12 protein-coding genes are annotated in these 20919 nt (G+C 52.0%); 2 read left to right on the forward strand and 10 right to left on the reverse strand.

What is annotated here, in order from left to right:
* Window positions 1–421: 421 nt before the first annotated feature.
* The 6 genes from AC0T4W_RS12340 to AC0T4W_RS12365 form a co-directional block, all read right to left on the reverse strand.
* The gene (locus AC0T4W_RS12340) at window positions 422–1405 is read right to left on the reverse strand and encodes a tetratricopeptide repeat protein (RefSeq protein ID WP_476319259.1); all 984 of its coding nucleotides are present in this window, start codon (window positions 1403–1405) and stop codon (window positions 422–424) included.
* Complete coding sequence (locus tag AC0T4W_RS12345) at window positions 1395–2363, reverse strand: tetratricopeptide repeat protein (RefSeq protein ID WP_476319261.1); 969 nt, start codon at window positions 2361–2363, stop codon at window positions 1395–1397. The genes AC0T4W_RS12340 and AC0T4W_RS12345 overlap by 11 nt, the downstream gene beginning before the upstream one ends.
* A complete protein-coding gene (locus AC0T4W_RS12350) occupies window positions 2356–5376 on the reverse strand; it encodes a hypothetical protein (RefSeq protein ID WP_476319263.1) in 3021 nt (1006 codons plus the stop codon). Before AC0T4W_RS12350 ends, AC0T4W_RS12345 begins: the two co-directional genes overlap by 8 nt.
* Window positions 5373–6206 (reverse strand): DUF4123 domain-containing protein, encoded by an 834-nt coding sequence (locus tag AC0T4W_RS12355; protein ID WP_476319265.1) that lies wholly within the window; start codon window positions 6204–6206, stop codon window positions 5373–5375. The genes AC0T4W_RS12350 and AC0T4W_RS12355 overlap by 4 nt, the downstream gene beginning before the upstream one ends.
* Window positions 6191–8263 (reverse strand): type VI secretion system Vgr family protein, encoded by a 2073-nt coding sequence (locus AC0T4W_RS12360; RefSeq protein WP_476319267.1) that lies wholly within the window; start codon window positions 8261–8263, stop codon window positions 6191–6193. The genes AC0T4W_RS12355 and AC0T4W_RS12360 overlap by 16 nt, the downstream gene beginning before the upstream one ends.
* Window positions 8264–9676: 1413 nt before the next feature.
* On the reverse strand, window positions 9677–10558 hold the full coding sequence (locus tag AC0T4W_RS12365; RefSeq protein WP_476319270.1) for a hypothetical protein: 882 nt from the start codon (window positions 10556–10558) through the stop codon (window positions 9677–9679).
* 825 nt (window positions 10559–11383) lie between these two features.
* Here AC0T4W_RS12365 and AC0T4W_RS12370 point away from each other — a divergent pair.
* Window positions 11384–12655 carry an IS4 family transposase gene (locus tag AC0T4W_RS12370; RefSeq protein WP_476319272.1) on the forward strand — a complete coding sequence of 424 codons (1272 nt, stop codon included), beginning with the start codon at window positions 11384–11386 and terminating at the stop codon, window positions 12653–12655.
* A 326-nt stretch (window positions 12656–12981) separates the two neighbouring features.
* Here AC0T4W_RS12370 and AC0T4W_RS12375 read toward each other — a convergent pair whose 3' ends face one another.
* Entirely contained in the window at window positions 12982–14592 is a 1611-nt protein-coding gene (locus AC0T4W_RS12375; protein ID WP_476323621.1) for a DNA cytosine methyltransferase, read from the reverse strand.
* 55 nt (window positions 14593–14647) lie between these two features.
* On the opposite strand from AC0T4W_RS12375, the gene AC0T4W_RS12380 reads away from it, so the two are divergent.
* Window positions 14648–15169, forward strand: a complete 522-nt coding sequence (locus tag AC0T4W_RS12380; RefSeq protein WP_476319274.1) for a very short patch repair endonuclease — start codon at window positions 14648–14650, stop codon at window positions 15167–15169.
* On the opposite strand, the gene AC0T4W_RS12385 is transcribed toward AC0T4W_RS12380, so the two are convergent.
* From AC0T4W_RS12385 to AC0T4W_RS12395, 3 genes are read right to left on the reverse strand one after another with little or no spacing between them, the layout of a single operon-like run.
* Window positions 15132–17198 carry an AIPR family protein gene (locus tag AC0T4W_RS12385; RefSeq protein ID WP_476319276.1) on the reverse strand — a complete coding sequence of 689 codons (2067 nt, stop codon included), beginning with the start codon at window positions 17196–17198 and terminating at the stop codon, window positions 15132–15134. The two genes, AC0T4W_RS12380 and AC0T4W_RS12385, sit on opposite strands and share 38 nt — an antisense overlap.
* Complete coding sequence (locus tag AC0T4W_RS12390; protein ID WP_476319278.1) at window positions 17185–18201, reverse strand: PD-(D/E)XK motif protein; 1017 nt, start codon at window positions 18199–18201, stop codon at window positions 17185–17187. Before AC0T4W_RS12390 ends, AC0T4W_RS12385 begins: the two co-directional genes overlap by 14 nt.
* Window positions 18191–20917 (reverse strand): Z1 domain-containing protein, encoded by a 2727-nt coding sequence (locus tag AC0T4W_RS12395; RefSeq protein WP_476319280.1) that lies wholly within the window; start codon window positions 20915–20917, stop codon window positions 18191–18193. Before AC0T4W_RS12395 ends, AC0T4W_RS12390 begins: the two co-directional genes overlap by 11 nt.
* Window positions 20918–20919: the final 2 nt, after the last annotated feature.

The raw sequence follows: 20919 nt of genomic DNA on the forward strand, positions 1-20919 counted from the left end.
GCCAGATCTCTCATGGCCAGCGAAGCTCTAGTAGTCGCCGACCAATCAAGGTGGCTACATAGCAAGCGGGAGACTGAAACGGTGCAAAAGGTGCTTCACTCAACTAGAGCTGTACGCCACCGTCATGACGTTGTGCACCAGAATGATAAATTTTTTCCAGCTGGTCAAGCACCTGTGGGCAAAATATCGACAGATGCAGGGCCGCTTGAGCAAGCGCGCCTAGAAGCTCTGCATAACCCTCAATGCGTACTTCGCTCTCGTAGCTACTCCGCAACACAGCACCTGTATCGCCCCTACCAAGTTATTTCTTCAGTCCACAGGCGACCAAACGCTAAACCGACACTGCGTAACAGGCAAACTGCGAAACCTCCAGCAAACTAACCAACTCTCCAGCCACCTCGGCAAAGTAACCACACGTCACCTAAAAGCCATACACAGGCACGAAATACGAAAGTGGAGGATGGGTCTTTTCCCACTCAGCTGCGAATACCTTTGCCTGCTCGATTTGCTCAGGCGCAAGTTTTTTGTCCAGCTCATCAAGCTCCCATTGCGCATACTCTGGAGAGCCACCCCCGCCATCCAACTGAGCAATCAAATAAAACAACCCATAGCTTTTAATAGGATCGGGCTCTATATCGAATACACCCTCTTCGTTGAGCAGATCTTTGGCATAAGCAAAAAACCCATTGATAAACCCTGCTTCAGCGGCTTTTTTTCGCCAATGAAAAGCCGCCGCGTAGTCTCCCTTTTCATAAAGAGCCCCGGCATGCCACATCATCCCCACCGGAATCCCACCCTCGGCTGAAGCATGAAGCCACTTCGCGATAGCCTCCTCGCGACTGCCAGGCAGGAAAAACCAACCTTCACCATCTTGATAAAAGCCAGCGAGTAGCTGCTGCGCAAAACTATCGCCCGCTTCGGCAGCCTTCTCCAGCCAGCCAATGCCCTGGTTGGCAATGAACAATGCATGCATGGCCTGCGTATCGCCTTGCTCTGCGCGCTCGTATGCAAGGTCTAGTGCTTTCTCACGCCACTCAGCACCGTTAAGGGCACAGGTGCCCAGCTCGCGGCATAGATCGCTGTTATCACTCAACCGCAGCATTGAGAAAAGGTCCCCCTGATCGGCTGCCGCTTCGTACCACTTACGGGCTTCAGCAGTCTTAAACATGTTGTTGAGGCGCAGGGTTTCACTCAGATAATACTGGGCTGTTTTGTCACCGGCCTCAGCCGCAATACGCAGCGGCTCGATAGCGGACACGCCCATATGCTGCTGGTACAACTCCAGCCCCTTATCACGAGCAACCTGCTGCTCAGGCGTGAGTTGCGCAAAGGCGGCACTAATTAATGCCAGTGTAAGCACTAAGCTAATGGCGAACCGCTTAACCACACTCGGCCTAAAAGCCATACACAGGCACGAAATATGAAAACGGCGGGTGAGTCTTTTCCCACTCGGCGGCAAATAGCTTTGCCTGTTCGATTTGTTCGGCGGTCATTTTCTTAGCAATTTCTGGCAGGGCTCTCTGGCCATCTTCAGGCCCAGTCCCGCCGCCCTGTAGCTTCGACAACAAATAGTTAAGTCCATAACCCTTTACCAAATCCAAGGGATATCCCAGATCATCAGGGTTATGCGCGACATTGAGTGCATATGTACTTACCGCACTTATAAGGCCCGCTTCAGCGGCCTTTTTTACCCAATAACGAATATCTTCTTTACTGCCGTTGTTTTCATACAGGTAGTTTGCGTAATGCATCATCCCCTCTGGAAACCCACCCTCGGCTGAAGCCTTGAACCATTTCTCAATGGCTTCCTCGCGACTGCCGGGGAGGAAAAACCAGCCTTCTCCATCCTGATATAAACCAGCCAAGAGTCGCTGGGCAGTGCTATCCCCACCTTCAGCGGCTTTTTCCAACCAGCCGATACCCTGATTGGCATTGAACAGGGCGTGCATGGCTTGCGTATCGCCTTGCTCTGCGCGCTCGTATGCGAGATCCAGTGCCTTCTCGCGCCACTCTGCACTGTTGAGAGCGCAGGTGCCTAGCTCGCGGCATAGATCGCTGCTGTCGCTCAACCGCAGCATCGAAAAAAGGTCACCCTGTTCGGCAGCCGCTTCATACCACTTGCGGGCTTCGGCAGTCATAAACATGTTGTTGAGGCGCAGGGTTTCACCCAGGTAATACTGGGCTGTTTTGTCACCGGCCTCTGCCGCAATACGTAGCGGCTCGATAGCGGACACCCCCATATGCTGCTGGTACAACTCCAGTCCCTTATCACGAGCGACCTGCTGCTCAGGCGTGAGTTGCGCGAAGGCGGCACTGACTAATGCCAGCACCAGCGCCAGGCTGATAGTGAGTTGCTTAATCAATGTTCGGTCCCTTGTAATAGGCTTTAATGCTGTGAACAGGCGCAAAGGCTGGAGCACCATATTCGCTACGGTATTCGCAGTAGCCATTCAGGCGGGCTCCCAATCGCTCGACGCATGCGCGGTACTTAGCACGCATATTGTTGTTAGCGGCAACCAGCCCAAAGACCCGTTCAGCCATAAACGAATCCAACCGCAGCCGATTTTCGCAGTAGGCTTGGCCCGCATTCTCTGGCTTGATGCCATCGCGATTCATCAGCATAACGGCGTCCTCAAACTGGCGGTCGGCATTGACGTCGTCCGCCACCCAACTCAGGCAACGCTCAATGGCCTGCTGCTGGACAAGATGGGCTTGTGTCTCGTTGAAGTCCGCTCGGCCATTCCCCTCCCCCACCGAAAACGCCTTTGGCGTGCTGCTTAACGCCATCAACAGAGGGCCAAAGGCGGCAGGCTGTAGCTTACGAACCCAGTTCTTCAGCGTGTTCTGCTGTTGATGACGCATCAGCGTGTATGCGATTGCCCCGCCCCGTCCACCATCCGTTAGCCGGCTGTAAAGGTCTTTGACCATTGCGTAGCCACGCACATAGAGGAAAGGCACGTCCATGCCTACGGCACCAAACAGGCTGAGCCTTTTGGCGAATTTAAAGGCCTCGTTCTCGATCCAGGCGGGCGTTTGGTTGCGGTTGATAGCCAATTCCACCCGTAACAATTCCAACAGAGCAACCACGCCCTGGTAACCCACCTCGAAGGTCACATAACCCTTGAAGCCCCCGCCCCATATCAGGCTGCCCTTGATGGACAGCAAAAAGCGGCCGTTGCGTAACTGCACATAGAGGTGCCCCGAAGCGTTAGCACCCACGGCTGCCACCATCTCCACATCGAGCTTGGCCAGGGTTTGCCAATTATCGACCTGCGTACGGTTGGGCACCGGGGCCGGCGGCAATACGCTGGGTGGCGGGCACCAGTCGAGCTGGCCTTTGATCCGGCAACCGGCCTGGGCACCGACGAACAGGTCGTACTTACCCAACTCCCCGCTACGCTCGGCGATATCCACCCCGACCAGGCTGGTGTAGTTGGTTTTCTGATCCAGCATGAACTCGCGGGTGAGCATCAGGCTGGCCCCGGCAAAGCCCCAGGCTTTGGCGCTGAAGCTGAACGACAACTTGCCAAAGTTGAAGGTGCGCTGGCTGCCGTCATAAGCCGTGTAGCTTGGCTCGAAGGGCGTGGCCTGGCTGCGCTCGGGCACGGTGAAGCTGAGCAAATCCACTTCGCCACGCCACGCTGCCACCTCCAGGTAGGCCCTGGCGCGCAGGGCAATAGGCCCCTTGTGCCATTGCGGCCCTTCCACAGCAGTCGATTGGTGCAGGCTGGAGCCGGCGGGCAACAGGCAGCGCACGAACTGCGCCTGGGGACTGTTATCGAACAGCATCAATTTTCTGAGCTGGCGGTCTTCGAAGATCATCGCCTTGAGGGTATCGCCCCAGCGGGTGCGTGCATCGCCCCCTTGCAGACTGGCAACCTCAAAACCCTGACTGTCCAGGACGGCGAAGAAGCGTTCCCGCAGAAACAGGCCATCCTCGTCGAACCACTGCCCCTGCTCTTCGAACGAATGCGCCCCCTCCTGCGTAAGCCAATCGCTGAACGCCTTATCCGAATCGGCCTGCTTCGCCACCGCTTTGGGTAGGGCTTTGAGGTCTTTCAAGGCTTGGCCCAACTCGCTGGCACCCTGCTTGGCCAAGTCCACAAGGCTGAGGTGTTGCAGCGCCTGACTGGCCGAGGCGAGGCTGAACTCACGCAATGGGATGTTGGCCTTGGCGAGCCGTTCGATGGGTTTGGGTTGGTAGCTCTCCGGCTCCCAGAGAAACAGTCGTGGCGGTAAATGCTCACGCACACGGGCTTCGGCAGTCGCCTTGATGCGCTCGGCCTCATCGTTGAGCTGGTGCCAGGCCTCTTGCAGCTCGGCGAAGAGCATGCCGGGCGGTGCCGCTTTGCCGCCGGTAGCTGAAGTCCACTGCGTATAGCGTGCTTCGATACGCTGTTCGAGGGAACGGCGGCTGCCCAACAAACGAACATAGGCCTGGAACTCTTCAGTGCCTTGGTATTGGTCATCAGGGCTAAGAGCAAACTCAGCTACGGCGATACCGCACTCGGCTAGCTCGACGATGGCATTGATGTAGGGGGCCAGCAGACCTTCGAGGTTGAGGATGTTGATCCGCGTACCACGCAAGGCTCGGCTGTCGATCTCACCGGTCTGTGCCAACTGCTGATAAAGCGTCTTGTAGTCGCGCAGATGCTCCCAGGCCGTGGCGACCTTACGGTTGCCTGGGTCGAACATTTCATAGCCGTGGGCAAGGGCCTTGTCACGCTCGGCGATATACGTATCGACCGCATCGCGGGCCTGCAAAGCGCGCGGCGTGTAGAAGGTGCCGTTTTCACGGACATAGCCCAGCCCCTCAGCGCGCTCATTTGAAATGGCTTCGAGCTGCGCTACCTCAGTTTCCAGCTGTTGCACACGCTGCTGGCTGTGGAACAGCTCACGCTCGGCGCGCATGGCCGCCGTGCTGTCGCCCTGACTGCGGGACAGGTTCCAGCGAGTGCGCGCGTCCTCCTGAACTTGCTGCTCTTCAGCCAACGCATCCTTGGCTTCCAGGTAGCGGCGGCGCTCACCACTGTTCTCGTCGCTGGCGTCGAGGAAAGCGTCAGGCCCTGGCGTAATGAAATAGTCCATCAGCCCCGATTCGGCGATGCGGCTCATGCGCGAGGCTTTATCTGTATCGACGGTCTTCTGCTGCAAAGTCGCAGCAGCTTCACCAAGCTGTTCAGTGAGCCGCTTGGGCAACAGCCAAAATTTGCGCTGGCCAGTCACGTAGACAATGTCGTGATAGCGCTGGCTGCATGCGGGCTGTGTGGTTTTGCAGAACACCTCGCTATTGACCGGCGCTGCGGGCGCATCGGCCGGCAGCACTACTGGGGTTTGTTGCTCCTTGCTTTCTTGTGTTGCCGACGTACCTGTCATACCAAACCTTCCAGACGTTGTGCTTTTTCGTATGCCGGCAGATCCCTGCGCAACATCTCCATGACCCCAGGTCGCTCCGTTAGTTGCTGTTGCAGATGAGGCAAGAGCGACTGTAGATGGCGCCCTTCTTCGATGCCGTGCTCGATCAGCATGCGCAGGTTCGCAAGCACCAGCGGCAACTGGGCATCTGTCAGAGCCCCCGAGGTTTCGGCTTCAAGGGCACGCACCCAATACCACCAGCGCAACTCATCCACGGCCGCCAGCGTGCTGGTTTGCAAGCTCAACGGATAACCCGTATCGGCCAGCCCCTCTTGGTCTTGCTCTTCACGCTGCCACACTCGCCAGCCGCTATCGCTTGGGTTGGCCGGAGGGGTAAAGACCGCCTCCCATGGCCCGAATAGCGCTTGCGCCGGCACTGTCAGCGCAAGCGCACTCCAAAAAGCGGGATCATAAAAGCGCGCCAGCGCCAGGCCATATTCCGCAGAGCGCATCTGCAACAAACGCCGTGCATGGGCAAGGCTGCTTTGGGCGTCAGCAATTGAGGCCAGCAGAATGCCGGAACGGTTATCCAAACAAAGTTGCGCCGCTTTAGCTGCCACGGCACCGCCCGCAGGCAACCGCACCCAAAGCGGGCTGACATCGTTCAGCTCAGCAAAGGCAGTGCCCTGAAAAAGCGGCTCAATTTCCACAGCCTCACTCAGCTGAAACAACTGCTCCTCGACGCGCGGCTGACGCACGCTATCGATCAGCATGTACAAGGTGCGCTCCTCGCCCTGCCAAGGCTCGGCGCACTGCGTTTGTGCCAGGAACCAGGTTAACCACGTAGACATGGGCAATCCTCCCGGCTGCAAACGCCATTGGATTGCTTACCGCAGGCCGCCACCAAGGGCTCCCCGCGCTTACTCTGAAACATGAAGGGGTTGCGCAAACCTGGCGCAAGTAATGCCCCCGCCTTGTCCTTGTCGGCCGCCCCCGGAATCACCGGCCCGAGTATCTGGATGCCAGAGCCCTTACCCGGTGCACCGCCGGAGTTGATCTTGATGGTCGCGCCGCTGAGGGTGACGCCGCCTGGGTCGAGCTTGAGGAAGCTGCCACCGCCTGATGCGGTGAGTTCCATGCCAGCGTCGATCACCACTTTGCTACCGGCGTAGTAGTGGATTTCGTTGCCTGCTTCAACGAATTGGCCGACGCCGACTTTTACATGTTGGGTCGTACCGACGGTGAGGTGGTCGTCACTGCGGGCTTCCACCTTGCGGTCGGCGTGGGTGGTGCGGTGTTCTTCGGCCTGGAATTCGCTGTAGCTGTTGGCCTCAACGGTGTCGTGTCGTTCGTTGCCGATGCGGATTTTCTGGTCGTGCTCGATATTTTCATCCCAGTCGCGCTGAGCATGGAGGTAGATCTGTTCAGCACCCTTTTTGTCTTCGATACGCAGTTCGTTGTAACCGCCACCGCCAGGGCTGCTGAGGGTTTTGAAGACGCTGCGGGTTTTGTTCGCCGGCAACTGATACGGCACAACGTGTTCGGCGTGGTACAGGCAGCCGGTGACCAGGGGTTGGTCGGGGTCGCCTTCGAGGAAGGTCACCAGTACTTCCATACCGATGCGCGGAATGGCGATGCCGCCGTAGCGGTCGCCGGCCCAGCTGGAGCTGACGCGCAGCCAGCAGCTGGTTTTATCGTCGGCCTGGCCTTCGCGGTCCCAATGAAACTGGACTTTGACGCGGCCGTACTGATCGCAGTGAATTTCTTCGCCCGCCGGGCCGGTGACTTTGGCGGTCTGGCTACCCAGCACCTTGGGTTTTGGATGTTCCAACAACGGGCGGAAGGGAATATCCCAGGGCGTGGCGCTGAAGCTGTTGCGGTAGCCCTGGGTAAAGCCGTCGCTGGCCTGGGTGTCGCTGGTCACCGACTCTTCCAGTACCTGGGGTTGTTTGCCTTCGTGAATGACTTCGGTGAGCAGCCAGAGGTCATTCCATTGCTCGCGGGGGTGTTGGCTCAGGGCGAGGAAGTGGCCACAGCTGAGGCTGGCATCGCTCTTGCCATCGGCCAGCTCATAGTCGCTGCGCAGGCGCTCCAACGCGCGCTTGGCTAAGTGCTTGCCGCGCGGGCGCTCAGTGAAACGGCCGGGGTAGTCGTAGACCTCAAGCGTCGGGAAGAACTCCGCGCTGTAGCCGCCCTCCATCAGCAGCTTGGGCTTTTCAAAATCGTAATCGCGGTAGCTGGCCTGGGTGCTGCGGGTTTCCATGCGCACCCTGAAGGCCCGTACCACTTCGCGCTCGGCAGCCATGCCGCTGTCCTGCTGATATGCCAGCACAGGCAACTTGGGGAATACCGTTTGATCGTCACCAAAGACCAACACATGGCCCTGTTCGCTGTGCTGGAAATGAAAGCTGATGCCTTCTTCCTCGCACAGGCGCTGAATAAAGTGCAGATCGGATTCGTCGTACTGCACGCAGTACTCACGCTCGGGGTAAATCGAACCCAGCTGGAAGCTATAGGCGTCGCCCTGGATGCCATGCTCTTCGAGGATCTGGCCGATGATTTTCTCAACAGTCAGGTGCTGGAAAATACGCTGATTGAAACGGTGCGCCAGGTAAGTCAGCTGCGGGCGCAAGGTGATCTGGTAGCGCGTCAGGCGCTTGCCGGAGTCGCCCTGTTTGATCCCATACACCACGCCATGTACACCCTTGCCGGCAGGGCCGAAGGCTAGGTAACAGGGTTGGTAGATCAGGGCTTCGAGATCCAGATCAGGCGATTCGCTGACCAGCTCAATATCGAAACGGTAGGGTTTGTTGAGGGTTTCTTGTCCTGTGAACTCAAGCACTTGCAAATCAGTGGCGATTCCCTCAATTGTGAGGGCAATGTGGGTCGCGTTCGCGTCCGTGAACATGCCTATCTTCCCTGTTGGCTTTCAAAGGCCAGCAGCTTGCAGCGCTAGCTCTGATGTTTCAAGGCTAACGGTGCAAGAGCATGAACAGCTTCACTTAAGCGGCAGCGCATTCCAGAACGAAATCGGGAGCACAGCATCAGGTCGCGCTGGGATCTTTTGGAAGTGGGGTTTATGGAGCGTTTACATTCCAAATACGCAGGCACACCAAGACGTCTGACAATGGGAGATTTGGCCACCAATGACACCCGCAAGCGGAAGTCAGCCAGCGGCTTATTGAATAGTCCCTGGTTTGATAGACACAATTGAGTCCCACATGGACTACCCCCACTCAGGTAGACATCCCCGGCCTATGCTCTCTGGCCTGAAGCCATGAATGACGGCGTTGCGGTGCGATTTGACGATGCGGAGGTATGAAATTTGAACCCACTTGGTATGAAATTTAACCATGGCAGGTAAGAAATTTAGACACGCCGCTCGTGAAAGCCCCGGATTTTCTGGGTTCAAGGAAGGCAGGGACAATTCTCATACCTGATATCTTGGAAAGTAAGAAATTTGAACACGCCCTGATTCTGGGGCCTGTAGAGGGCAGAAAGCTGCAAATTACCGGTTTCAGTGGGTAAACCCAGGGTTAAATTTCATACCTGGTGGGTGCAAATTTCTTACCTAGACCCGGATGTTGAGTTGTTTTCATGAGTTACAGAACTTGAAAAAACCGCCTGGCTTGATGACACGTGAGTCGGCTGAGCGCTCACCCAATTACACGGTCGTGTAACTAGGGCACCGTCCACAATGATCACTAAAAAACGCATAATTCGTGTTCACCCAATTACACGACCGTGTAATTTCGATAATCAACTCACAAGCGGTAGTTCTTTCAGTAGCCGAGCATCGCTCGACGCGATGTCTAAATCAGCACGCAGAATGCTCCTGTGCGCCCCAGCTCTTTGTGATAGTCATCGTGGCCATGTCGCCAACTGGCGGGCTATACGCAGTGCGCTCAGCTCTTCGACAGAGATCATGATGCAGTAATCGTACATACCGACATGTCTACTGGAGATCGTAGATCAGGTTAAATCCTCAAAATCCCAGAATGAAATTCTGAGCACATCTTGGTTCCCTTTGGCAAAGGCCTTTGTACTAAATTCCGAGTTCGATTTCCAGACATTGAATGACGTGCACTCAATGCATATTTCCAACGCGGAGCTAGATGAATCGATCACAATACGTTTTCGCTCAATAAACTTTCTTACCATCTACAATTCAGCTACAGCATAAACAATCACCTCATAATTAAACACAGCTCTTTTATTAATGTTCAGGGAACACTCTAAACTCTGGAAATACAATCAGGCCATGCTTCTAGTCGATAAAAATAGCAATTTTACTCGAGAGAATATCTATATTTAGACGCCCTTAACAATAGCCGCCGGCATATCCTCGCTCAGGATCACCATAGCAATCGACAAGTGAAGTTTTTGCCCACTCCATCCAAACAGAAATCTCATCGGCGCTACCGCCTAGCACCCCAATCTTAGTCCGATTGATACTCTTATAATAAATCGAATAGATCACAGACTCACCAAGAATAGCTGCTGCCTCAGCAAACTCTCTGAGTTCAACACCCCGACCATCAATAAAACTTCTGCCGCCCACACTCATATATGGTCGCCGGCTCAAAACTGAAATCGCCAACGCAATATCATCTTCGATTTTTTTAACTGGTACTCGCTGGTAAGCAGCTCTGCTGGAAGTCCTCCATTTTCTTAGTTCACTAGGAACAACACCTGGACACTTTCCTTTATATGCATGACTAAGACAGTGATCTGCTGCTGCGACGATACTAAGCTCATTAGTTCTTTCATAACCAAGCAAATTACAGAGTTGCCCGATACTACTTCCTCGCCAGTATTCATCCGGCGGACAGCCGAAGCCAGGATCACCCTCATGATGATGGTCAATTACAAGGTGCCCAGAATCAAAATTGTCAGACCGGCACTCTATCCACACCGGAGTTAGCCCTGCATAATCAGCCAGGCTAATTGAGTCAGCATTATATGCATTGCCAGCATGAACGCGCCGCCCTCCGGCATTAGCATAAATTATTGAATGCCCCGTAATTTTGCATACCTTTTCTACGGCACTCATTTCCGGATCACTTGCTCCCAATATAAATACATAGCTCATTTCAAATATATCTCCGTTAAGGGTTAACGGAACAGCAATCTGACAATCATTTTTTAAACTTGCAACAAATATTTTTATCGACAATTTAACTTTTTTTGTTGAATTTCTCACAACCCCCAACCGATGAGCCTTGCAGAAAATCAAGCACTTTAATTTTTATACTGATTATTTAATTTTTTCCATAAGCACGATCAGCCAATCATTTACAACCTTCAAACAATATTGATATTTAATAAATTATACCGCCTTATCCATTAGCCTTGGGTTAGGTTGAATTATTTACTGGGATCTAATCTGAATAGTTGGATTTCCGAATGCAATTAAGAAACCTCAGCACAATCACTAGACAAATAAAAAAGGGGCACCACCTAAACGGTGGCACCCCCATCGCCACCTGTTCGGTGGCGTATCACAAAACCACCTGTTCGGCGGCTTACCACAAAACCACCTGTTCGGCGGCTTACCACAAAACCACCTGTTCGGCGGCTTACCACAAAACCACCTGTTCGGCGGCTTACCACAAAACCACCTGTTCGGCGGCTTACCACAAAACCACCTGTTCGGCGGCTTACCACAAAACCACCTGTTCGGCGGCTTACATCAACCTCATCCATCTGTGATGGCTTTTCTCGCCAACCCTAGCGTACCGCCCTCCATATACTCATATTATGCCGGTAATTATATGTCATGTCAAGCTTTTTCCCCAGCAACTGAACCAAAGAACATCGAACACCGCCGCTCAAAATCGCTAGGCCGTGAAAGTTTCTCACTAAGCGTGAAACGGATGCACCAAAAAGGGGCTGCCAAATGGCCAATGTCATCAACTTAAGAAATTTCTCTATAAATATCATATAATTAGCGCTCAAATCAGCGCATAGGAGAAACCCTTTTGGCCCCTCATTCCACACCTATTGACACCGTCCAGCAAACCCTGGCTTGAAAATTGTACAAAAATTAACCAGCTCGCTTGATTGTCCCGCCTTCATCGATACCCACCGCCAGCATCCTCAAGACTTTACCCGCCGACGCCAACTGACCTTCAAGAACCTCGTCCTGTTTTTGTTGAATCAGCCACGCACCGCCCTGCAAACCGAACTCGATCAGTTCTACCGCGTGCTCAACCAGGCCTCACTTGAGTCCCAGGTGGTCACCGCGCAGGCCTTCAGCAAGGCTCGCAACAAACTCAAGCCCGAGGTATTCGAGAGCCTCAACCAAACCCTTCAACACCAGATCGACAGCCTCGGGCTGCGCCAGACGTGGCGCGGACTACGTGTACTCGCCGTAGATGGCTCCACCGTTCATTTACCACTGGAGCCGGCCATGACGCGCTTCTTTGGCAGTCACAGCGAGTTTCCCGTTGCCCGCCTGTCCATGCTCTACGACGTCGCCGATGGCCAGACGCTGCACAGCCTGATCGTGCCCGGTGAGGTCGGTGAGCGCGATTGCGCCCACCTGCACCTCGCGCACCTGCCCGCTGACAGCCTGACGTTGTTTGATCGCGGCTACCCTGGACACTGGTTGTTCGCACTGTTCGAGCAGCAACGGCGGCATTTCCTGATGCGCCTGCCGTGCGGCTACAACGCGCAGGTCAAACAGTTTCTCCACTCGGGTCAGGTCGAAGACACGCAGCTCTTCGCTGCCAGTCATCCCGAAGCGCGCCTGTTTTGTACAGAGGCGGGCGTCGATCCCGCGAGCCAGATCAAGTTGCGCTTGATCCGGGTCGAGCTGGCGAGCGGTGAAAGCGAAGTGCTGCTGACCTCGCTGCTGGATCGGCAGACCTTCCCGGCCGAGGTGTTCGCGGATCTCTACCACCGCCGCTGGGGCATCGAGACGGACTACCGCCGCCTCAAGCAGACCCTGAGTCTGGACAACTTCAGCGGCCGCAGCGTGGTGGCCGTGAAGCAGGGCTTTCACGCCGGGCAACTGCTGAAGAATCTGGGGCTGCTGATGAACTACCTGCTGCAACCGGTCATTGAGCAGCGCCACAAAGGCCGCAAGTTACGCTGGAAGGTCAACTTCACCCAAGGGGTGTCGCGCCTCAAGAACACCTTGGTCGAACTGCTGGCGCGCCCCTGTGCGCGGGGCCTGGCGCACTTGCTGGAGTTGATGACCAACAGTCTCAGCGCCGTGCGTCCAGGGCGCAGCTTCCCGCGCAAGCGTAAGCGCCCGGCCAGCCGCGGCTGCGAGGGGGCCAAACCAACGCGCTGAGAACCCGCACCACCGCCAAAACCTCCGTGCAAAAAAAGCTGGCCAGAAGCGGCCGGCACGCGCTCGCCTGGAAAATGCGAAACCCGCTCGCTAAAGCGAATTGACGTCCATTAAGCTGCCGCCACGGTTACATAAGCGCTGAATCGGGGAGCAAAACCGGTGGCGGTGCTGCTGCAACCGAGCGCTCAAGCCCGGGGTTTGCTTGCTCCAGGCAGGGCTGGGGGCTTAAGTTGATGACATTGGCCAAATGGCAGCCCCTTTTGCATTCTGCACAGACACTAGCTTCCATACCTTTTAGAGGCCAAAACCTAGAAAACCTGCGGCATTCAGCTCACAACATTGAACAATCTATCCAGATTAGCTTCACCCGCCGCCCCCATGATCATGTTAGAAACCACCGAGGCAATCTTCGACGCTAAAAGTGGTGGAACTGCGTTTCCAACTTGCTGGTATTGCTGGGTGCGATTTCCTTGAAAGAAATAATTATCCGGAAAAGTCTGAAGTCTGGCTGCCTCTCTAACCGTCAAGCTCCGACTCTGAAATGGGTCATAGTGAATGAAGTAATGGCCATCTTTGGAAATATGACTGGTGATTGTTGAAGATGGCTCATTTTTGAGCTGAACCCTGAACCGATCACTAAATTTCCCGGTCTCCCAATTCTTATGGGCTGGAGCTAAACCGGGAAGATCAAATTGTTGATGCCCTTTGGGCGAGTACCCTTTAGCTCGTGCAAATATTGAGGCATACAAATATCGCCGCAAATCAGAAGCCATGTGGCCACGCGCATCATGATTGAGCCAACACTCTAAACGATCATCCAAAAACCAACTATCTAAAGTAGGATCTCCGGTCTTACCATCATCGTTTGAGCGCCTAACCCTTAGGGCACCTGTTTCGAGCGAAGCCGAATAGAAACCCTTCCGCACAATATCCAACTCGACAGAAAGCCGAGGATCTGAATCACGATCAACACTACTTCTCAATGCATCCAATTGATCGATAACTTCTAAATACCAAGCTTGGTTACCATCAGCCTTCTTAGTCAGACGACTCCTGATTTTTGGGAGCGCTCCGATAGCCTTACCAACTGCTATCTTTTGTTCTTCACTCAGCCGTCCATAAGAAGGAACTTCACCACTATCGTCTACAGCAATCCCGAGCAAAATCACACGATGCCTAGCTTGGGGTATTCCGTAATTTTCCGCCCGAATAATAAAACCTGTGGGATCAACGTCACTTAACGCACTACCAATACCATATGACTCATCACTTACGAGAGAACAAATACGATATTTCCTACCTGAACTGGAGTATCCAAGAGCCCTATCAGGGTCAGACAGATCCTCGAGGATCCGTGAAAAAATTCCTTCCCCACTCACCTTAGAAGAAAGAATTCCCTTAACGTTCTCCATGACGAAAACGGCAGGTTTTCTCTCCTGTATAATTCTTAAATACTCTCTATAAAGAAAATGGCGATGGTCATTTTCAGCACTGTAGCCAATTTTCCCACGATTACGGGCACGACCAACTATAGAATAAGCTTGGCAAGGTGGCCCTCCGATTAATACCCAAGGACGCTTAGAGTCAAGCCGGCTATCAAGAATCTTATCAAGCTCTTCATCACCCTCTGGAGTGCCCAGCGTTATGCGACGCGCTTCCTCGTCAGCCTCATCCCATTCAAGCTGGCTCCTTGGCGCCCATGGTTTCTCAGTTCGCCCATTACAAAAATTATAATAATCAACCAAACACTCTGGTTTTTTCAGTCTGAGGAGTCGATAAAAAGCTCGCAACTTCAGAGTTTCGCGGGCATGGGGATCCATCTCGGCAGAAACCACGATTTTGAAGCGCTGACCGTCATCGAACGAGGCAAAACCCTCTCCAAGCCCACCTGGCCCGGCAAAAAGATCGACTATTTGAATAGGTTCGGAAGGCGTGATATCACCTTCGGAGAATGTATTCTGCTTTAAAGGCAAGGTCACTTGAGCGCCTGTAATGGATATCGTCAGCAAAGAAGTCAGATCTCAGATGATGGCGGCTATACGCAGCAAAAACACATCGCCAGAAATCAGGGTCAGGAAGCTACTGCACCGCAACGGCTTCAGGTACCGGCTACACCCCAGTGAGCTTCCCGGAAAACCTGACATAATACTGCCTCGCTACAGAGTTTGCATTTTCGTTCAGGGTTGTTTTTGGCATAGGCACCCTGGGTGCAAATACTCCACCACACCGAAAACGCGCGAAGATTTCTGGGCTACAAAATTCGACCAAAATATGGTACGTGATGACAGAAACCAGGGTGAGCTGCTCCTGCGTGGATGGCGTGTCATCGAGATCTGGGAATGCGGGATTCGAAAACCACATGAGGAGCTGCAATGGCTGATAGAGGCGATCCCCGACTCTAGCCAAAGATATATTTCTTGGCCTGTCCTCGCATCGCCTACTCAGCCCCTCTACCAGCAAAGCGGAGGCTCTCCCCTCAGACAATTGCCTCGAGCTTTAATCCCTCGACCTTGAGCCGCACAAGAATCTCAACCGCCTTGATGGATTGCTTCTCAGATGGCAATTTGTGTGGGATCGAGGCAGCAACTCGGAGAATATCCCTCTCAAACTCCGACAGAAGTGACCTTTCAAGCCCCCAATCCAAAATCCCTCTCCAGAATGTTGCGCCAAGCTTGACCACTCTAGCCTGAGCCTCGATACCGTTTAACATGCGCTGATCTTTTACAGCTGAACGCTTTAGACCTTTCTCTTCCTCTCGATCAATCAGTTCAGCTATGAACACTGCTGGAAGATCAATTTTGAGTGCCTTAACCCGCGCCCAGCAAGCCTGATGCTTTGCCCATTCAGTAATGTTACTAACTCCTGATATTGGGTCAGTAATAACCGAATGCACCCTACTGGATACAACGGTTAGAGCTTCGGTCATCGCCTCTGAAACTTCTTGTGCCCGCCACACACCATCGAAATCCACAAATTTCGACCTAGCCTCAACATCATTAGCCAATTTTGCAATTGTATAAGCGACCACCTGTGCTCGATACCCGCCCTGATACCAAGGCTGCTCAGTTACAAGGCGTTCAGTTCTGCGAAAGACAATGGCTTTGGAAATAGCATGCCTGTAAAAAGATTCATTAATATCGTCTGGTTGTCTGTCCCATTCCTTGCCCATTGCCCCGGCAAAATGTGCGAAGTTTTTCTGGGCCCCTTTGCAAACAATTTCAGGGCTGCCTCGCCATACTGCTAAAAATTTCGCAAGATCAGTTTTTGAAAAGAGATGATCCTTCGGAAATTCGTTATCGAATTTTTTCCGCTGCGACGTCGAAAGACGTGCTCGAGCATCTTGATACTGCCCGCGCGCGCGCTCATAGAACCATTTGGTTTCTCGGAACGATCCATCAGATGATGGAGAAAACATACGCCTCGAAAAATCCTCTATGCGGACATGGAAGGGGTGATTGGCAAAGAAATCAGCAGCGTTTACTTTGTTCTGGCTATTTGCGTACTCGGATATACGTGGAACAACGTCATTCGAACACTCTTGGTCTACGATGGAAAGCTTCATCTGAACGAAAACTTTCGACAGATCCGTCTTTTTCAAATAAGCCGCATGTATGGATGCCGTTGTCTGCCCCCCGTTTACGATTTGAAGGTTACGAACAGAAACCAGTTGCAATACACCGTCCACCACTAATGTTTCTACAGCTTCTGCGGTGGCAGTTATTCCGTTGTTATACGCAAAGAACATTTCCGGCTCGTTCTCAATGGTATTTCGGATACCCTTGTTTACACCACCTTTAGCCTGAAGGAAAACACGTACATTCTGCTCTAGTAGCCTTGTACTCCAACGGTCATATATAGACGCAAGCTTGGCGGCGGGAAATACAGCCAAGTAAGCCTCATACCCAGCCTCAGGCAAATGCGCGGGAAGCAACGCTATTGGCCCGCCATGCTCCGCCGCAAGATTAATGACAACCTCTTCTCTACCACGACCCGATGCTGCAAGACGGCTAAGTCGACCGATATCCCATACGCTATAGACAATTTGGCGGCCTTCAAACTCATCGGACTCACGCCCTACAATTTTATCGCTTAGTAGACGATTGCTAATTAAGAACAGTCTAACCTTCACAATATTAGCCCATCGGGCTGCAATCATATCTGCCAGACCAAAACCTGGGCTTGTCTCCTCTAATCCGTTCCTGAACTTGCTATCTAGTGACTTATTTAAAAAATTCTCAAGCCGTTTAAATATGGAATCCATTTCCGTCTGTGTAAGACGCACTATATTCGGAGCCTGATTAAAGTCAGAAATAATAAGACTTAAAACTCCCTCACTGTCCAGAGGGTCTCCCCCATAGCCATCGACCCGAACGCCGCCCATCGGACGGATATAGACAGAGCGATCAGCAGTTTCAAGCTCTCCTGCTTCTACAAGGTAGTCACAAAACAAATCAAAAAAGGAGTCTTCCAAAAAGGCTCCGTCCACATCTGCCGAGGAAACAATGTCTTGAAAAAAATCCCCGTAGAAATCATCCACTGACATGACCACACTCCACTTCCTTTAGTCTGCGGTGAATGAAATCGGTGGTTACATGAAATGGCTCACACTCCTTGAGCCCAATCGAATAACCGACATTTCTGACCCCCACTCGTATCTCCGTTGACTCAATTCGTGGAAAAGCATCACGAACCTCAAAAGCTTGGCTATTACCCTCCACCCACATGTACTCACCGTAATCATCCTCCCAGCGGAAACCATACTCAAAAAGCCTAGAGTCAAATATCTGCAAGGCCTCAGGCTCATGAATAGCTATCCGGTTTCGAACACGAGAAGCAATATCTGTAATAGAAAATGCATTTTCAGCGCCAGCAGGAGCGACACCAAGTTCGACAACATGAAGAAAGAGAGCATCAACTCCTTTAGTATCAAGCTGAAACTCAGACGAAATATTAATAAATGGGCTTGCTCCACCCCGCTTAGCCTTGGCCTCGATGGAAATCCGACCTATTTCAAAATCTTTGGGGGCACCGGAAGGCCCAGTCCAAGCCAAAAGTGCATCACGCGCAGAGAGCACAGGTAACAATAGGTTATCTAAAACCTTGAGTTCCCCTATCAGTCCTTTTTGCTCTTCCGATGAAAGCTTTCCGTCTCGCCCCCCACTAAGGAGGTAATGCCAACGCCAAGTTCTTGCCAAGAAAATGCTGACTGCCTTGTCTTGAGACGTTACGCGCTCCGCCGATTCAATAATATCAATGCAAAGTCGATGAAAAATATCACGCTGCGTAGGATCCAAGAGACTGATGATTAGGTTCGAATCTGTACCGTCACCAACCTCAAAATTCCGAATTTCAAGGCCCCTCAGCTTAGGTAATAGCGTTTTCGGAAAAGGGTGAACAGTGTGCTTTAAAATAAGAAGACATTGAGAGTCGGAACCCTTTGCCCAGTAAAAGCTCCAAGTCTGCTTTGCATCAACTCGCTTCCCATTTGATAGGCCATTGACAGTCGGAGTCTCAATCCCCTCCCAAGGATCACTACTATTGATCATCATCGCCGTCCATCTCTTCATCATCGAGGTCAAGGCCGAAATTCTCTCTAACCCAAGTCGTATTCACTACGTATTCGACTTTTTTCTCCTCTAGAGATGTACCAGGAAAACTAATGCTCCAAGCCACTATTGGTTGCAAGGCACTTAAATCATCATCCTCGGCCCCAATCGCAAGCAAATGAACAACTAATAACGGCCTACTACGAACAGCACGATAAATTCGGTCTGGATAATTAACCCGTTTATCCGACCCTGCTTCGAGACCTTCACTTAATCTATATTTTTGTTCCGCACTTTTAATCTCTTCATCTTCGAGCCCCGCCTTTTCAACCCCGCGAGATGAAACACGTTGCTTACTGATTCGCAAAGTAGATTTATCATCGCTGGTTCCAGGCGAACGGCGTTGACAGTTGATAGCAACGCCCAATTCACTATTGAGGAGACCTTTAGGGTCTTGCTCCTTGATTCCCGCGAAAAGAATATCCCAACGCTCAAGTTCAGTAGCCGCACGCTCTCCAATGTAACGTTTGACTGGTTCAGTTTCTGTAAGCATTGAACCAGGATGATTCCTAAATGATGAAATAAAACTTAAAACCGGACCAACAGGCACGGCTTGGAGCAAATATCCTCCACGGATAGACTTTGCATGCACCAAGGAATGGCCACTAGCTGCCAAATCATTAGCGAGCTTTAGGGCCGCATTATAGTTTGATGACAAACTAATATCGTCACGCCTCAATGTTGCTGTTTCTATAAATCTGTTTGCGAGCCCGATAGAAACAACTAATTTTTCACCGCTCCCCATCTTGTTCCTAGCTGTCACAATGAGCGTGTCAGGGTGGCTTCTGACTTTCAGCCCAAAGACCTCCGGAGTGGCATTGGCAGCCTCCATTCTTGTCAGCTCATCCCTAAGCTCCTCGATAGACTCCGTGATGTGTGCATACCAGCCCTCAGCCTCTTCAGGCATCCAAATACGACAGAGATCCTCATATCCAGGGCGATATCCAAACCAGCGACCCATCTGCATCAGGGTGTCGTACATCATCGAGTTACGTAGAAAATAGCTTACGATAAGCCCCTCAAGAGTGAGCCCCCGCGACAGCGAAAAACCGCCAACAGCAATCACGTTCAATCCATTTTTTTCATTTTCCGCATAATTCAAAGCCCCTGAGGAACGACTGTTTACCTCAACAACTTTGATCGGGGAAATACTCTCGAGAAGAAGCCCCTGGATCTCAGTCCATGTGAACTCACAGGTCTGAGAAAACTCGTCAAAAGAATCATGCAAAGCTGCTATTTCTGGATCAGCAAGAGCCTTAATTTCGGGTAAAGCACCATTAAGTCGCACACTCTTACGAATACGCTCAACAAACTCATGAATTTCATTCCTGAGCTGCCGCTGAACATCGGTAAAGCGGGAGGTGTTTACAAGCATCGAAGAGTGCTTATTTAACTGGCCGCGCGCGAGCCTAATAGTTCTTGCCAAGATGAAAACCCTGACTGCTTTCTGAAGGCTATTGGGTAGGCCAACAATTGGGTAATCTTTCTTGTGCTGTATCGGCAAAAGATCTTGGTTATCATCGATATGACGAATAATCGAATCTGAATTTTCAATAAAAACCTTGCGCGCACCAAAATAGTTATCAGGCGCTTCTAGGTTGACAATGAAATTTCGAGGAAACAGGTCCGCCCCGAGCATTTCAGTTGCACTGGCTGGATCAATGAAAATGTTAGCAAATGGAGTGGCCGTATAACCCACATAACAACTTCTACTAAAAAGCCTCAGCAACTCACGAAGTTGACGATTAATCTTTGATACTTCGTCAGGACCTTTACGGATGTTAATTGAGGCATTATCGGCTTCATCATCAATAAGAAGCATAGGAACATCAATAGCATCTGCGCCAGTTTTTGAGTTGTGTTCCCCAAGCCACTCAAGAAGATTTTTAAGCGTGCTTGAGTTCTTTTTAATGACAAAAACAGCTGGTTCGTTAAGATTTTGTAAGGGAACGCCAACACCTGATGCAGTCGTTTTACTGAAATCCCGAAGAGAATTGGTAAAAGTTACTGGTCTACGCGTTTTGTCATAGCATCCTACGCCGATATATTTCTGAGCTGGATCATCCTTGTTAGATAGAAGTCGGGAGCTATCTCGCCCGACAAAACCCTCATCAATTCGCAGCTGTGTCTGGTTACGAAGGTTGTTGTGAATGCCCGCAATAATTACAACGAGCTTGTAGCCTGCGTCAGCCGCTTTGCAAATCAGACCAGTATAATTCGCTGTCTTTCCGGACTGAACATGCCCAACAACCATCCCTCTGCGGTCCCAAGGACCTGCTTTCGCAGGGTTCTCGAGCAGCCCCAAAATACGGTCTGTCACCTCATCTAGCGTAGCAAGCACCTGGCCTGAAAAGCCCTTCGCAGTAAGAAGCTTTCGATAACGATCCCAATAATAAGGCGCAATTCCAGCACGGGCCGCATCCAGCCATGGTTCATGCTTCTGATCCTCAAGTACAGATCCAATTCTCATGGTGACGCCATGCACGGACTCAAACTCTCGGGCCATCGCCTCGGCCTCAAGGTCTGTTACATCAGCACAAAATGGTAATGCTCTCACATGGCCGATTAGCTCCCTAATTCTCTCGGGGCTTGGAAGCGGCTCCTTGGCAAGCTGCGCACCGACCATGGTTTCAAGTGTTTTTAGACCATCATGCATTT

This window comes from Pseudomonas sp. C7.1 (genome assembly GCF_056312395.1).